General features: G+C 47.0%; 14 protein-coding genes. 5 read left to right on the forward strand and 9 right to left on the reverse strand.

Annotated features, from left to right (window positions below; translation table 11 throughout):
- Positions 1–28 precede the first annotated feature (28 nt).
- Positions 29–910: a fructosamine kinase family protein gene (locus GK108_RS01590; RefSeq protein WP_163941751.1), complete on the reverse strand. Its 882-nt coding sequence runs from the start codon at positions 908–910 to the stop codon at positions 29–31.
- 76 nt (positions 911–986) lie between these two features.
- On the opposite strand from GK108_RS01590, the gene GK108_RS01595 reads away from it, so the two are divergent.
- Positions 987–2,183 (forward strand): anhydro-N-acetylmuramic acid kinase, encoded by a 1,197-nt coding sequence (locus GK108_RS01595; protein WP_163941754.1) that lies wholly within the window; start codon positions 987–989, stop codon positions 2,181–2,183.
- A gap of 6 nt (positions 2,184–2,189) precedes the next feature.
- Here GK108_RS01595 and mog read toward each other — a convergent pair whose 3' ends face one another.
- The 3 genes from mog to GK108_RS01610 all read right to left on the reverse strand — a co-directional run bounded on the left by mog (position 2,190) and on the right by GK108_RS01610 (position 5,693).
- The gene (gene mog / locus GK108_RS01600) at positions 2,190–2,714 is read right to left on the reverse strand and encodes a molybdopterin adenylyltransferase (RefSeq protein ID WP_163941757.1); all 525 of its coding nucleotides are present in this window, start codon (positions 2,712–2,714) and stop codon (positions 2,190–2,192) included.
- Between the two features lie 102 nt (positions 2,715–2,816).
- On the reverse strand, positions 2,817–4,634 hold the full coding sequence (locus GK108_RS01605; protein WP_163941761.1) for a glycosyltransferase: 1,818 nt from the start codon (positions 4,632–4,634) through the stop codon (positions 2,817–2,819).
- Positions 4,635–4,727: 93 nt separating this feature from the next.
- The gene (locus tag GK108_RS01610; RefSeq protein ID WP_163941764.1) at positions 4,728–5,693 is read right to left on the reverse strand and encodes an isoaspartyl peptidase/L-asparaginase family protein; all 966 of its coding nucleotides are present in this window, start codon (positions 5,691–5,693) and stop codon (positions 4,728–4,730) included.
- Positions 5,694–5,773: 80 nt separating this feature from the next.
- On the opposite strand from GK108_RS01610, the gene purU reads away from it, so the two are divergent.
- Entirely contained in the window at positions 5,774–6,616 is an 843-nt protein-coding gene (gene purU, locus GK108_RS01615) for a formyltetrahydrofolate deformylase (protein ID WP_163941767.1), read from the forward strand.
- A gap of 157 nt (positions 6,617–6,773) precedes the next feature.
- A complete protein-coding gene (locus GK108_RS01620) occupies positions 6,774–8,438 on the forward strand; it encodes a sodium:solute symporter family transporter (protein WP_163941770.1) in 1,665 nt (554 codons plus the stop codon).
- Here the strand turns inward: GK108_RS01620 and GK108_RS01625 are convergent, their stop codons facing one another.
- Complete coding sequence (locus GK108_RS01625; RefSeq protein WP_163941773.1) at positions 8,439–9,173, reverse strand: copper homeostasis protein CutC; 735 nt, start codon at positions 9,171–9,173, stop codon at positions 8,439–8,441.
- 279 nt (positions 9,174–9,452) lie between these two features.
- Here GK108_RS01625 and GK108_RS01630 point away from each other — a divergent pair, with 279 nt between their 5' ends.
- The gene (locus tag GK108_RS01630; RefSeq protein ID WP_009284883.1) at positions 9,453–9,674 is read left to right on the forward strand and encodes a DUF2795 domain-containing protein; all 222 of its coding nucleotides are present in this window, start codon (positions 9,453–9,455) and stop codon (positions 9,672–9,674) included.
- A 77-nt stretch (positions 9,675–9,751) separates the two neighbouring features.
- Here the strand turns inward: GK108_RS01630 and GK108_RS01635 are convergent, their stop codons facing one another.
- Positions 9,752–10,240 (reverse strand): sterol desaturase family protein, encoded by a 489-nt coding sequence (locus GK108_RS01635; RefSeq protein WP_163941776.1) that lies wholly within the window; start codon positions 10,238–10,240, stop codon positions 9,752–9,754.
- A gap of 218 nt (positions 10,241–10,458) precedes the next feature.
- Between GK108_RS01635 and GK108_RS01640 the strand changes: the two genes are divergently transcribed.
- Positions 10,459–11,127 carry an AlbA family DNA-binding domain-containing protein gene (locus GK108_RS01640; protein WP_163943725.1) on the forward strand — a complete coding sequence of 223 codons (669 nt, stop codon included), beginning with the start codon at positions 10,459–10,461 and terminating at the stop codon, positions 11,125–11,127.
- Positions 11,128–11,172: 45 nt separating this feature from the next.
- On the opposite strand, the gene bioA is transcribed toward GK108_RS01640, so the two are convergent.
- The 3 genes from bioA to GK108_RS01655 are packed head-to-tail and all read right to left on the reverse strand — an operon-like array spanning position 11,173 to position 14,241.
- Complete coding sequence (gene bioA, locus GK108_RS01645; protein ID WP_163941779.1) at positions 11,173–12,474, reverse strand: adenosylmethionine--8-amino-7-oxononanoate transaminase; 1,302 nt, start codon at positions 12,472–12,474, stop codon at positions 11,173–11,175.
- Positions 12,422–13,063, reverse strand: coding sequence for a dethiobiotin synthase (bioD, locus tag GK108_RS01650; protein ID WP_163941782.1), 642 nt, complete (start codon positions 13,061–13,063; stop codon positions 12,422–12,424). Before bioD ends, bioA begins: the two co-directional genes overlap by 53 nt.
- The gene (locus GK108_RS01655) at positions 13,063–14,241 is read right to left on the reverse strand and encodes an aminotransferase class I/II-fold pyridoxal phosphate-dependent enzyme (RefSeq protein WP_163941785.1); all 1,179 of its coding nucleotides are present in this window, start codon (positions 14,239–14,241) and stop codon (positions 13,063–13,065) included. The genes bioD and GK108_RS01655 overlap by 1 nt, the downstream gene beginning before the upstream one ends.
- Positions 14,242–14,298 lie beyond the last annotated feature (57 nt).

Genomic DNA, 14,298 nt, shown 5'->3' on the forward strand with positions numbered 1-14,298 from the left:
CGTAATTAGCCGAGCACAGCGACTTACGTCAAAACTGTTTTAATACTCGTTCTACTCCGCTAACGTATCCGGAGCCAAACAGATTCACATGCACAAGTAATGGATAAAGATTATAAATAGCCACGCGGTCGTCAAACCCATCTTCCAGCGGAAATGCTTCGTTGTAGGCGCTGTAGAATCGTTGATCAAAACCACCGAATAGTTTGGTGAAAGCCAGGTCCGATTCACGGAAGCCGTAGTAAACGGCAGGGTCGATTAACGCCGGTTGCCCCGTTTCGGTAACCATTACGTTGCCAGACCACAAATCGCCATGAAGAAGAGCGGGGCGTTCGTGCGGAAAAATTTGGGGCAGGCGATCATACAAACGGAACAGTGCGTCATAAGCCTGTTTAGCTAGCAGGCCTTTGTAGAGAGCCATACCGGCTTGAGGAAGTAAGCGCTGTTCGAAGAAGAAACTTATGCCGCTAGCAGTAAGTGTGTTCGATTGAGGAAGGGAGCCAATGTAATTGTTAAACTGTAACCCAAACTTCGGTTGGGTGTGTGAATGCAGTACGGCTAGTGCCTGACCCAGTGTTTCCCAGTAATTTTTGGCCGGATTTCCCGGATCGATATATTCAAGAATCAAATACGATTTATCGAGCTCTTTTCCGTAGCCAACAACCTGAGGAATATAAAGGGCTTCGGTTTGGCGAAGAATATCGAGGCCACAGGCTTCTGTTTCGAACATATCCTGACGGTCGGCATGATTCCATTTAATGAAAAATACACCTTCTGAGGAAAATACCTGCGCCGATGTGTTAATATCGCCCCCGGACAGAAACTGCGTTTCGATAACCTCTACTGGCTTCCCCAGTGCTGAAAATAGAATGCTCTCAAAAAAAGAAAGTTGTTCGTCTCCCCAAAAATTCATGCGTTATTCGCGTAATGATAGTGTATAACCTGATGCCGTGGGGTTAGGTTATCAACCACCGAATCGATTGCATCTTATGAATAAGCAAATTCAACATTTGTACGACATTGCCCAAAAAGCCGAGCGACGGATCATTGGCTTAATGTCGGGAACATCACTGGATGGACTCGATATCGCCTTGTGTCGTATAGAAGGAAGTGGACCTGCTACTAACGTAACGATCGAACAGTTTACGACAGTGCCGTATAATGACGATATCAAGGCAGAAATTCGTACCATCTTTGCCAAACGGGAAATCGATTTCGAACAGTTGTGCCTGCTAAATCCGTACATCGGGCGACTGCATGGTACGATGATACGTAGTGTTCTGGACGATTGGAAAATAGAAGCCAGCGAGGTCGATATTGTTGCCAGCCACGGTCAAACGGTCTATCACGCACCCAAAACGCAGCATAGAAACCCTAAATTTCCTAATGCTACGTTGCAGATTGGCGACGGCGACCACGTAGCGGCTACAACGGGCATTATTACGTTCAGCGATTTTCGTCAAAAACACGTAGCGCTCGGGGGAGAAGGAGCGCCTTTAGCCGTTTATGGAGACTATTTCATGTTTTCTAAAATTGGTGAGAACCGTATTTTACTGAACATGGGTGGAATTGCGAATTTTACGTATTTACCCGCCGATGGCGATGCCAGTAAAGTATTTACAACCGATACAGGTCCTGGTAATACGTTGCTGGATGCTTACGCGCGTCGTTTCCTGAACAAACCATACGATGAAGATGGAAAGTTGGCTGCCAGTGGCCAGGTTAGTGAGTCGTTGCTAGCAGCGCTGAAGACCAATCCATTTTTCGATGCGCCCTTCCCCAAAACAACTGGCCCTGAAGTGTTTAATACGTTATATGTCGAAAAGGCACAGACACAAAGCCAGACTGAGAACCTGTCAGATGCTGATCTGATGGCAACATTGGTACAGTTTAGCGCAGACACGATTACGCATTCGATTGAGCGGGTTATGCAACGTAGCGATACGTATCACGTGTACATGAGCGGTGGGGGAATGCATAATCCCGTGCTGACCGGAGCCATTCGAAAACGGCTGCCCAACTGCACGTTTGACACCACAAACTCGCTCGGCATCAATGGCGATGCCAAGGAAGCCGTTTTGTTTGCGGTTCTGGCCAATGAGAGCTTAGCAGGTGGCAATACGTCTTTTGGAGACCGCCAGGGTGTTCCAACCGTTTCGATGGGTAAGGTTAGCTTTCCGCAGTAAATAAGGCTAACTTTTAGGCCTGAAAACTTTCATGACTGCTTCATCCGTAGTCAGAAAGGGGCCTCCGATCAAATCAATGCAGTAAGGAATTGCCGGGAACACAACCGATAAGCACTGGCCAATGGCGGTTGGCTTACCGGGGAGATTCAGAATAAGTGTCTGGTTACGGATACCGGCCGTTTGCCGGGATAAAATAGCCGTAGGAACGTATTTAAGACTTTCCTGGCGCATCAGCTCACCGAAACCAGGCAGCATCTTCTGGCATACAGCCTCAGTGGCTTCAGGCGTAACGTCGCGGAGGGCGGGGCCTGTACCACCCGTTGTTACAACGAGGCAGCAGCCTTCTACGTCAGCTAGTTCAATCATCGTAGCTTCTAGCTGGTCCTGTTCGTCTGGGATGACCCGGTACACGGGTTCCCATTCGCTGGTAAGCCATTCTGTTAAAAATTGAACAACGGCTTTGCCGGGAATATCCTCGTAAACGCCTGCACTGGCGCGATCTGAAACGTTGATGATACCGATTTTAATCATGGGGAGAATGGTTTATGGTTTAACGGTCATATTCAGGGCTGATGATCATTCATCAACTACAAGCCGAAAACGATGAACGTTAAACCATAAACTAAAGAAGAATTAAGGCTTTCTGCGCTTTAAGGCCAGATCGTGAGCTGTATCGTAGTAAGAACGTAGATTGCTCCAGTCGAATACTTCGGCAATGCTTTCTACGCGATTTCGTTGGGCAATACGATCACGCTGGGCCATTCGCACGAAGCGGAACAAAACATTGGCTAACTGATCGGCAGCTTCATTGAAGTTCTGAGTACGACGATTGATGACGTAGATACCCCGATTTTCATAGTCCCGCATGATTTGCATAATGAAATCCCCGAAGCCCGATTGGTCGCTTGTTACGGTAGGAATACCGCGCACAACGCATTCCAATGGGGTATAGCCCCAGGGCTCGTAATAACTTGGGAACACGCCCAAGTGGCAACCACGAACAAACTGGCTATAGTCTAATCCAAAAAGTGGATTGGTAGAGGCAATAAAATCGGGATGGTAAACGATCTTAACCCGGTCATACTCATTATTAACGAGATTGGCCTGCCGGATAAAACGGGTCATGTCGTCTTCCTGAACCAGATTATGCGTAACAAAAGGAGGTAAATGCTTCGTTTTCCAGCTCTGGACGGTGCGCCGGAGTCGAAGCCGCCAGTAATCGTCAACGAATTTATTTAAGTCAGGTAACGTATTGTCGGTACTGGATGCGGCCGCCAGGAAAAGACGTTCGCCAACCTGTTTTTCAATGCTTTCGCAGGTTTCCTGGATTTCGTCGAGTAGCGCCCGCGAATGTAAAACCTCCGGATTAATGGACGTATATGGCTGTTTCGTAACCATAAACATGACCACGGTCATGTCCATGCCAGCTTCCCGCATCCGATAGTTGAGCCGGGCGAGTGCTTCGAGGGTTAGATCGTACCCTTTGTTCGAAAACTCAAATCGACCGGATGTGAAGAAATATAATGTTTTTTCCAGGTCGAACGAATAGCTCTGGAAAAAGTGGCCCATCACAAATTCGTGAATTTTCTCTTTATAGCGAACGTGCAGGTTCTGGAATTCGTGGGTAGCCGCAAAACGGGTAATGTTTAGACCATTTGGTAAAATCAAATCAGGATTTCTGCCGAGGAATACTTCACACTCGCGTGCCGTTACGTCGCTGACGGTCGTAAACACATGGGCCTGCTGAGCGGCCAGTCGCTCAATAGTTGCCTGCGTCTCAATACCGTAGTGGATTGCTTCCCGTTTCCAGTCAAAGAACGGAAGCTTACCGTAGAAGCCCGCTTCATTTTGCGCCAGATAACGTCCCAGCATCGTAGCGTGGGTGGTGAAAATGGTGGCCACTTTTACATTATCCCGACGCAAATCCGGGAGCCCGGTACTAGCCATCCACTCGTGGAAATGGGCTACGAAATCGACTCGACGAGAATGTTCTTCAGCTAGTAACGTAATGAATAGCCGAACCATGTCGCCGAATTTGATTGTCTGATTAACCAGATCTTCTACGTTCAGTGTCGAGAGCTGATGATGTTCCCACAACTGTGCTTTTATGACGTTGAGCTGGTCATTGCCGATACTGTTTAGATCGAACAAAACAACACGTGGTCGGCCAGTTACGAGCCAATAGCCATACTCGACCGCATAGCCCATCTGGCGCATCTTCCGAACGGTTTGCCCGATCTCGGTTGCATCAGGGTCTGTAATCGGTTCAAATTCAGCGGCAGCCCGTTGTGCGAAATAAGGGCCGAGTGCCACATAATTGTCATCCCATTTTTCGACCATTGCCGGTACTTTCGACCGGATGACCGTGTAGATACCGCCTACCTGATTACACACTTCCCAGGCGACTTCAAGCAGTAACTTCCGCTTTGATGTTGAAAATACCGATTCCAAATTAACTGGTGGTTTTAGGTATTGAATACGAGTACAGATTACGGGAGCTAATCACTGCAATCAAGTACTATAAACAATAAAAGACAAACTTGTTTACTTCAAATATGAACGAGCGTCTGTTACTTGTGTTTGTTTGTTACGCGTTAATGTGTAGTTAAAGCCCGGCTGAATGCTAAATGCGCCCATTTCGCCCTCTTTATTGACAGCCAGCATGCCAACCTGAATATCCTTATAATCTTGTTTTTTTACGATTCTCATCACCGCTTCTTCGCAGGCTTGCTGAGGAGTTCGGCCTTGACGCATTAATTCTACCACTAAAAAAGAGCCACAGGTTCGCATAACCAACTCGCCTAAACCTGTTGCGCAGGCGCCCCCAATTTCGTTATCGACAAAAAGGCCAGCTCCGATAATGGGGGAGTCGCCGACCCTGCCATTCATTTTATAGGCAAGGCCGCTGGTTGTACAGGCACCACAAATATTACCCTTGGCGTCAATTGACAGCATACCAATGGTATCATGCCGTTCAATATTGGCAATCGGTTTGTATTTAGCCGTTTTAAGCCATTCCCGCCATTCTTTTTCGGCTTTTTTTGTCAACAGGTTTTCTTTCTTGAATCCCTGCGATAAAGCAAACTGTAAAGCTCCCTCTCCCGCGAGCATGACGTGGGGCGATTTTTCCATTACGGCCCGCGCTACTGAAATTGGATGCATAATATGTTCCAGAAAAACAACCGAGCCCGCGTTGCCTTTTTCGTCCATAATGCAGGCATCTAGCGTTACGCGGCCATCGCGGTCGGGTCGGCCACCATAGCCTACACTCATATCGGCAGGATCGGCTTCTGGTACGCGAACACCGGCTTCGACGGCATCAAGGGCGCTACCGCCACGATCCAGTGCTTCCTGAGCCGCTGTATTTGCTTTGGGTTGATTCCAGGTTGAAATAACTAACGGGATGCCGGATGGGGCGGCATCGGATGTTGATGAAAGAGTCTGAAAGGATAATGATGGAAAGAGGCCAGCCAGCGAGCTAACAGACAAAAAATGGCGACGATTTATCATATTATAGCTACTTATGGCCCAAAATAAAGGAATAAACAGTTGGCATTTACTACTTTTAATCGATTTATTACAAATGATCTATGCAAGACTCCAGAAAGCATATTTTGCTGATGGATGGCCCCGATAATAAGGGGCTTATTTATCACGTAACGGGCATTTTATTCCGGCATAATTTAAACATTATTCACAACGATGAGTACGTAAGTCCGTCCGGCCAGTTTTTTATGCGGACTGAATTTGAAGGCGATTTCGATAACGACGCATTGCTGGCCGAACTAAAAACAACCTTACCTGATCCGGGCATTACGTTCCGGCTTAATCCAAAACGCAAAAAAAATATTGTGGTGCTGGTAACGAAAGAGCATCATTGTCTGGGGGAGTTACTGATTCGCTATGCATTCGACGAGCTGGATGCGACTATATTGGCTGTGGTCAGTAATTATAATAGCCTACAACCCCTGGTTAGTAAATTTGGTATTCCATTTCACTACGTCTCTCACGAAGGTAAAACGCGCGAAGAACACGAAGAGGCTATTCTGCGGACATTATCCATTTATGAACCGGAATATCTGGTTTTAGCCAAGTACATGCGGGTATTGACGCCGAACTTTGTTAACCAGTTTCCTAACCGGATCATTAATATTCACCATTCGTTTCTTCCAGCGTTCATTGGTGCTAATCCATATCGGCAGGCCTACGAGCGAGGAGTAAAAATTATTGGGGCAACTGCCCATTTTGTTAACAACGATCTGGACGAAGGACCCATTATTGCGCAGGACGTAACGGAAGTTAATCATCGCCATACGGCCAGCGATATGGCCACAGAAGGTAAAGACGTAGAGAAAATTGTTCTATCACAGGCATTGAAGCTTGTTTTTAATGATCGGGTTTTCATCTCTGGAAATCGCGCTATTGTTCTATAAAACACAGCTTTTAGGATACATTTGACTACGTATATTGATAATATGTGCTGATTTTAACTGAAAGTCGCTGAAAAAGCCTACTCGATTGTTTCCGGAATATGGTATATTTCGGACCTGAAAAATCCCATTAACCCCGATTCCCTGTTCCTGCTGTATCATGCAAAAGCTTCAATCGCTGGACTATATCGTCTTTTTTTTCTATTTCATTATTGTAAGTGCCTATGGGTACTGGATTTACAAGAAGAAGCAATCGGCAAATATCTCTACTACTGATTTCTTTCTGGCCGAAGGTTCACTTACCTGGTGGGCTATTGGCTCGTCGCTGATTGCATCCAACATTTCAGCGGAACAGTTTATTGGTGCATCTGGCGATGGGTTTGCGATGGGTTTAGCCATTGCCACTTACGAATGGATGGCTGCTGCTACGTTGATCGTAGTAGCTGTTTTCTTTATGCCAATCTATCTCAAGAACCGAATCTTTACGATGCCGCAGTTTTTGACGCAGCGGTACAACAATACGGTGTCGATGATTATGGCCATTTTCTGGCTATTTCTCTACGTTCTGGTTAACCTGACATCTATCCTTTTTTTGGGAGCGCTGGCCGTTTCGACCATTTCCGGGCTGAATTTCACGGTTTGTATGCTTGGTCTGGCTGTATTTGCCGTAATCATTACGTTGGGCGGGATGAAAGTGATTGGTTTCACTGATGTTATTCAGGTATTTTTCCTGATCATGGGTGGTCTGGCTACTACCTATCTGGCGATCAATCTGGTGGCGTCAGAGAATGGTATGGAAGGGGTTGCCAGTGGATTTAATCAGATGCTTACCCAGTCGGCCGACCATTTTAAGATGATTTTCCCGAAAGGTCATCCACACTACGCTTCATTGCCGGGTCTGACCGTTTTGATTGGGGGTATGTGGATTGTGAACCTAAACTACTGGGGCTGTAATCAGTACATTACGCAGCGGGCATTGGGTGCGGATTTGAAAACAGCGCGTGAGGGTATTCTTTTTGCCGCTTTTCTGAAACTGCTGATGCCGATTATAGTTGTTTTGCCGGGTATTGCGGCTTACACGCTGTATCAGAAAGGGTTATTTCACCAGGAAATGCTCGATGCTACGGGTGAGGTGAATAAAGACCATGCGTATCCGGTTCTTTTGAATCTGCTCCCTGCTGGTTTAAAAGGCCTCTCGTTTGCGGCCTTGACGGCTGCCGTAGTAGCTTCTTTAGCAGGTAAAGCCAATTCTATTTCGACGATATTTACGCTCGATATTTACAAAAAATATATTTCGACAGACGCCAGCGAAAAACAAATGGTACGTGTCGGTCGGATTACCATCTGGGTATCGATGGTAATGGCTATTCTGATTTCGCCGTTTATGGGTATCGATAAGAAGGGCGGCTTCCAGTTTATTCAGGAAATGACCGGATTGGTATCGCCGGGTGTATTTGCCGCCTTTATCATGGGCTTCTTCTGGAAAAAGACTAACTCACAGGGAGCGTTATTTGCTATTGTCGGTGGGTTCCTGTTGTCGCTATTCTTTAAATACCTATTGCCAGACCTGGTCAACCTCGAATTCCTGGCTCCACTGGGCTTTGCCGTGCAGAATCCTGATGGAATCTATACAATTCCTTTCCTCGATACGATGGGCTTTGTTTTCCTGATCTGTATTGCGGTGATGTTTGTACTGGGCTTACAGAAACCCAGTACAAAAGGTCTGGAGATCGATTCTACTATGTTTAAAGTAGCTCCTTCCTTTGCCATTGGCGCGGGTGTTGTGCTGCTGGCCGTAGTAATTCTCTACGCTGTATTCTGGTAATTACTGGTTTCTGACCTGATTTACTACGCCCTGAATGGCGTCGGCACTGGCTTCGATACGTTCGTATTCGCCCAGGACAGCCGACGCCATTTGTATGTTTGGCCGTCGATAAACCATTGGGCTAGGGAGATTACTTTTTCCGCTTAAGTGAACGGCATCGAGGCCAATACCTGTAAATAGGCCGGCGTTACGTTCCGAAACACCTACACCTGCCATAATTTCGATACGTCCAGCTGCGTTTTGGGCCAACTTTTTGAGAACGTCTAATCCGGCTTCGGCACTATTATGCTGGCCTGAGGTTAAAATGCGAATGGCGCCCGTCCGGATAACGGCTTCCAACGCTTCGTTGGGATCGCGGGTCATGTCGAAAGCCCGGTGGAAGGCAACTGGCATGGGATGGGCTAGCTCAACAAATTCTCTGGTGCGCGCTTCATCAACGGTACCATCAGCATTTAAGATGCCTAGAACGATGCCATCAGCTCCTAAGGATTTGGCTATCGCAATGTCGGCTCTCATGACATCGAGTTCGGTCTCTGAATAGAAAAAATCGCCACCCCGTGGCCGAATCATGACGAAGAGTTGAATAGACAAATGCTGTCGGGCCAACTGAATAAGGCCGGCGCTGGGCGTTGTGCCGCCTTCACTCAAGCTCCCGCAAAGCTCAATCCGATTAGCTCCGGCTTGTTGAGCAATTAGACACGATTCGAGCGAATAAGCACAAACTTCAATGAACATGTATACATGAATTAGTATGAAACGGAAAAGATATTCTCTATGGAGATATTACAGCAGAAAATCATTCTTAATTCAAAAAAGTATGTATTTTGACTGAAAAATACGTTTTCAGGCTGAATACGCTTACTCTTCTGAACAAAAGCTGCGTTTGGCTGTTAATGGCCTAAATCCTTATAAAAACGCGTTTAAAAACATTTTTTCAGAAAAGTGCTTGGATATTAACGGTTTTTTTACTTTTGCACCCTCATTGAAAAAGTATCATTAAATACTGAAGACACTATGTACTGGACACTCGAACTCGCATCATACCTGGAAGATGCTCCCTGGCCTGCCACCAAAGACGAACTAATTGATTATTCTATACGCTCTGGCGCTCCACTGGAAGTTGTAGAAAACCTGCAAGAACTGGAGGATGATGGCCAACCTTACGAAAGCATCGAAGAAATCTGGCCGGATTACCCAACCAAAGATGATTTCTTCTTCAATGAAGATGAGTATTGAGGGAGTCAAACCAGCTTTACAATCAAAAGGCGCAGTTCGTGATCACGAATTGCGCCTTTTGATTTACGGGTAGTCTTTTACTTGATTTTCTCCCCGTTATCAGTTTCGGTCACCGATTTTCTGACAGAACGGTCATACTTTTTGGGGGCGTATAAGAAACCAAATGCTTCTGCTCCTTCTTTCGTATGGACTTTATGGTGAACGTAGTGCGCTCGCATGATCCGTTGCATGTAGCGACCGCTTGTGTCTACTTTCATCTTTACCCGGCGATGAACGATAACATCGTGAAAAACGAAGTAGAAGAAGCCATAGAGTGTAACGCCCGCACCAATCCAGGTTAGAAAGCTCAACTCGGGGATCTCAACACCTGCCAGAATAAGACTGATGGCTGTAAGGGCAAACACAACGGCAAACAGATCGTTTTTCTCAAAGAAGCCTTTATGATGATTGTGGTGATCGCGATGCCAGTCCCATAAAAAACCGTGCATAACGTACTTGTGTGTGAACCAGGCAACTCCTTCCATGAAGGCAAATGTTCCCAAAACCAAAGCAACGTTTAACAGCATTTTTATGTTATTTATGTAATACAAAAGTAATTGGGAAATAGAAATTTTGTTTGTTTTAACGCTTAAGAAACAGCTCCCAATTGATACCTAGTAACGGTTTGTTCTACTGAAAAGTTGGTTTGTTAGAGCTGACTTTTGGCAAAAAGTAGAGATACGTAACAAATACTTGCATGTTTGAAGAAAAGCCGTATCTTTATCACAACTCAGTGCTCAACCAGATGAACCCATCGGTTATGGACTATCAAGCACTCAAAAACCTGGTTAAACGGGGAGAGAGTAGTAGTTTAGAGTTCAAACTGAAAACGAACCATCCTGAAAAAATAATCCGGGGTGTTGTCGCTTTCGCAAATACCAACGGCGGCATCATGCTGATCGGTGTCGGTGACGACAAGAAGATCGTTGGTTTAAAATATGCTGACGAAGACGAATACCTCCTCGTTCGAGCCATCAACAAATATTGCTTCCCCCGGATTAGCTACACCATAGAACGAGTTCAGCTCTACGATGAACGCGAAGTACTGGTGGTTCGCGTTCCGCGCAGCCCAACCCGACCGCATTACATCCTGACCGACCCAGCCGAGCCAGAAAGTAAGAAAGTGTATGTTCGGGTGGCCGATAAATCAGTTCAGGCCAGTCGCGAAGTGCGCGAAATTCTGAAAGGTGAGCAGGCCGAACGCGATATTAGGTTTAGCTACGGCGAGAAAGAGCATAAGCTCATGAAGCACCTTGATGAGCACAATAGTATTACGGTTGATTTGTTTGCATCGATTGCTGGTATTTCCCGGCGAATCGCTTCCCGAACGCTTGTGCTGCTAGTGCTGGCCAACGTGCTGGAAATTCACCCGAGCGATGTTGTGGATCATTACACCACTCGTCAGCTACAGTAAGAGGTTTAGCATAAGCCATTTCATGACAGAAATGGCTTATGTTTTTTACGAAAAACTCTTCAGAAAATCCTCAACCTGATCGTAGGTGTATTGAAGCTGCTCATTGGTAGTGCAATAAGGTGGCATCATATACAGTACGTTACCCAATGGCCTCATCAATACGCCACGCTCCAGCATGAATCGATACGCTCGATCGCGAACCGTGTTGAAATAAGAAGTAGCCTCCCCAACATTAATCTCGAAGGCTAATAACGTACCACGCTGCCGAATATTTCGGACTGTGGTATACGTAGCCAGTCTTTGGGAAAACTCGGTGTGATTTGCCGCAATACGTTGAATAGCTGTCTGCGTTTCTGCCGCTAACAGCAAGTCCATGCTGGCCAGGGCGGTGGTACAGGCGATGGGGTTAGCCGTAAACGAGTGGCCGTGAAAAAGCGTTTTACTTTTGTCTGTCGATAGAAAGGCGTCGTATATAGCTTGCGTACAGGTTGTTACGCCCAAAGCCATTGTGCCGCCCGTAAGTCCTTTTGACAGGCTGATCAGATCAGGTTTTTCTTCTATATGATCGGATGCGAATAGTTTACCAGTACGTCCAAATCCCGTCATGACTTCATCCGCAATAATGAGCGTACCGTTCTGGCGAGCCATTTGGAAGAGTTCATTCAGTACGGATGGTTCATACATAATCATTCCGCCCGATCCCTGCACGAGCGGTTCTACAATAAATGCTGCTACGTCGGCGGTGAATAGTTCGCGTGCTTTCTGAAGTACTGCATCTTCCTGGCCCGGAACTGGCGTTGGAAGGTAGTCGACGTCGAATAAAAAGGGTACAAAAGGAGACGTAAAGGCACTGCGCCCGCCAACGGCCATTGCCCCGAACGTATCGCCGTGGTAGGCGTCTTCGAGCGCCACAACCTTGTAACGGGGTAATCCCAGGTTATGCCAGTATTGGAACGCCATTTTTAACGCGACTTCAACGGCTGTTGACCCATTATCGGAGTAAAAAACTTTTGTTTGATTCTGCGGCAGAATCGTTAGCAGCCGTTCTGCCAACTCAATGGCGGGCTGATGGGTGAAATCAGCAAAAATAACGTGCTCAAGTACCTGTAATTGTTCGGCAACTCGCTGGGCAATGTATGGGTGCGCGTGTCCATGCAAATTGACCCACCACGACGAAATCATATCCAGGTACTCGCGGCCATCAGCATCGTATAAAACGGAACCCTTTCCCCGAACAATCGGAATAGGAGAAGGCGCCGTCTGCATTTGGGTAAACGGGTGCCAGATAACGGCCTTATCGCGATCTGATAAGTTCTGCGAACTGGTTGGCGTAGTTTCGGATAACATCCTTGGTTAATTGATTTTCCTGCCCGATTCGGCCGAGACACGGAATGTTTGTGTAGTTAAGAATAAAGTGTTCAGTCGATGAAACAGTGGGACCGTTAAATATAATTCCGAGGATGGGAATGTTCCGGTTGCGACACAGCTCAACAGAAAGCAGGGTATGATTGATACTGCCCAGATAATTTCGTGAGACAAGAATGATCGGCAAGCCTAGCTTTTGGACAAGATCGATATTGAGTTCATGGTCATTCAGAGGAACCATCAGACCACCAGCCAGCTCAATAATAAGCGCATTGCTGGTAATTGGTAACGTAATAATGTTGAGGTCGATGTGTACGTTATCGATCTCAGCCGCAGCATGGGGAGAGAGTGGTTGCGTGAGTCGATACGCTTCTGGATGAAACTGAGAAACTGTATTACTGATTAGCTGACGTACGGTTTCGGTATCGGAGTCTTCCAAAGCGCCGGACTGGACTGGCTTCCAGTAATCGGCCTGCAGGGCTTCGACCAGAATGGAGGAGACCACCGTTTTGCCAATTTCAGTGCCGATGCCGGCAAGAATGAATTGAGTCGGAAAATGTTCTGGAATCATTATGTTAGTACGTTGGCAAGTGCCGACTGTAATACGGAAATTAATTGATCAATCTCGGACGTAGTATTGAATACGTGCAAACAGATGCGTAGTCGTTCCTGACCCGCCGGAACAGTTGGGCTGAGAATGGCACGGACATCGAAACCGGCCCATTGTGCTTCTTTTGCTACGTAGCGGGCGTTATCATTACCCGGTATGATCAGACATTGAATGGGTGATTGGCTAGTAGTCCACTGGCTCTCGGGTAATGCTGTTAACACGCGTTCCTGAAAATGACGTATCGTTTTTTGCAGCCGTTCAGCCACGGTAGCCTGAGCCTGTAAGTGCTCATGAGCGCACCGAATGGCCAGAAAGCTATGAGGAGGCAAAGCGGTTGTATAAATGAACGACCGCGCAAAGTTGATCAGGTAATTACGTAGGACGGTTGGCCCAACTATAGCCGCACCATGAACGCCCAACGCTTTCCCGAACGTATGAACGCGGGCCAGTACGCGGTCCTGTAAACCATACGCCACCACTAACCCCTCGCCATTGGATCCATAAACGCCGGTTGCGTGGGCTTCATCGACCAATAGGGCCGCATTGTACTGTTCGCAAAGATTGGCCAGTTCGGGCAGCGGAGCCATGTCGCCATCCATCGAATAAATGGATTCAACGGCCACAAAAACCTGTTGCCCTTGCTGTCGGGACTCATTCGCCTGCTGAAGCTTTGCGCTGAGATCATCCAGGTCGTTATGCCGGAAGCGTTGCCGGTTAGCATAGGACAGCCGCGCTCCATCGATCATACTGGCATGAATCAGCTCATCGGTCAGCAACGTATCACCAGCCTGAGGCAAACAGGCCATTAAGCCGATATTAGCGTCGTAGCCCGAATTAAAAACGAGAGCGTTTTCTGTCTGATAAAAATCAGCCAGTTGTTGTTCAACCTGATTGGCCAGTTCTGTTTGTCCGGCCAGAAGCCGGGAGCCAGTAGCACCCGTGCGATTGGTATTATCACTAAGGTCGGCTTGCTGAATACGAGCTTTCAACTTGGCAGATCGTGCAAAACCCAGATAATCATTCGAGCAAAAATCGACCAAATGGTCGGCTGTGCTGAGCTGGCGTAACAGACCGCTTTGCTGCCGGTCATGTAGCCGTTCAGCTAGTGCTTTTACTATGAAGTTTGTCGATTCTGACATGACTACAAAGGTAAAACCACTCTCGCAGACGATTCACATTTAGTGAAGTCTATTCTG

The sequence above is a fragment of the Spirosoma terrae genome (genome assembly GCF_010435915.1).
Classification (GTDB): domain Bacteria; phylum Bacteroidota; class Bacteroidia; order Cytophagales; family Spirosomataceae; genus Spirosoma; species Spirosoma terrae.

Excerpts from the sequence above, each read along its gene's own strand:
- GK108_RS01590 (WP_163941751.1), bottom strand. The coding sequence starts at position 910 with ATGAATTTTTGGGGAGACGAACAACTTTCTTTTTTTGAGAGCATTCTA.
- GK108_RS01595 (WP_163941754.1), top strand. The coding sequence starts at position 987 with ATGAATAAGCAAATTCAACATTTGTACGACATTGCCCAAAAAGCCGAG.
- mog (WP_163941757.1), bottom strand. The coding sequence starts at position 2,714 with ATGATTAAAATCGGTATCATCAACGTTTCAGATCGCGCCAGTGCAGGC.
- GK108_RS01610 (WP_163941764.1), bottom strand. The coding sequence starts at position 5,693 with ATGATAAATCGTCGCCATTTTTTGTCTGTTAGCTCGCTGGCTGGCCTC.
- purU (WP_163941767.1), top strand. The coding sequence starts at position 5,774 with ATGCAAGACTCCAGAAAGCATATTTTGCTGATGGATGGCCCCGATAAT.
- GK108_RS01620 (WP_163941770.1), top strand. The coding sequence starts at position 6,774 with ATGCAAAAGCTTCAATCGCTGGACTATATCGTCTTTTTTTTCTATTTC.
- GK108_RS01625 (WP_163941773.1), bottom strand. The coding sequence starts at position 9,173 with ATGTTCATTGAAGTTTGTGCTTATTCGCTCGAATCGTGTCTAATTGCT.
- GK108_RS01630 (WP_009284883.1), top strand. The coding sequence starts at position 9,453 with ATGTACTGGACACTCGAACTCGCATCATACCTGGAAGATGCTCCCTGG.
- GK108_RS01635 (WP_163941776.1), bottom strand. The coding sequence starts at position 10,240 with ATGCTGTTAAACGTTGCTTTGGTTTTGGGAACATTTGCCTTCATGGAA.
- GK108_RS01640 (WP_163943725.1), top strand. The coding sequence starts at position 10,459 with ATGAACCCATCGGTTATGGACTATCAAGCACTCAAAAACCTGGTTAAA.
- bioA (WP_163941779.1), bottom strand. The coding sequence starts at position 12,474 with ATGTTATCCGAAACTACGCCAACCAGTTCGCAGAACTTATCAGATCGC.
- bioD (WP_163941782.1), bottom strand. The coding sequence starts at position 13,063 with ATGATTCCAGAACATTTTCCGACTCAATTCATTCTTGCCGGCATCGGC.
- GK108_RS01655 (WP_163941785.1), bottom strand. The coding sequence starts at position 14,241 with ATGTCAGAATCGACAAACTTCATAGTAAAAGCACTAGCTGAACGGCTA.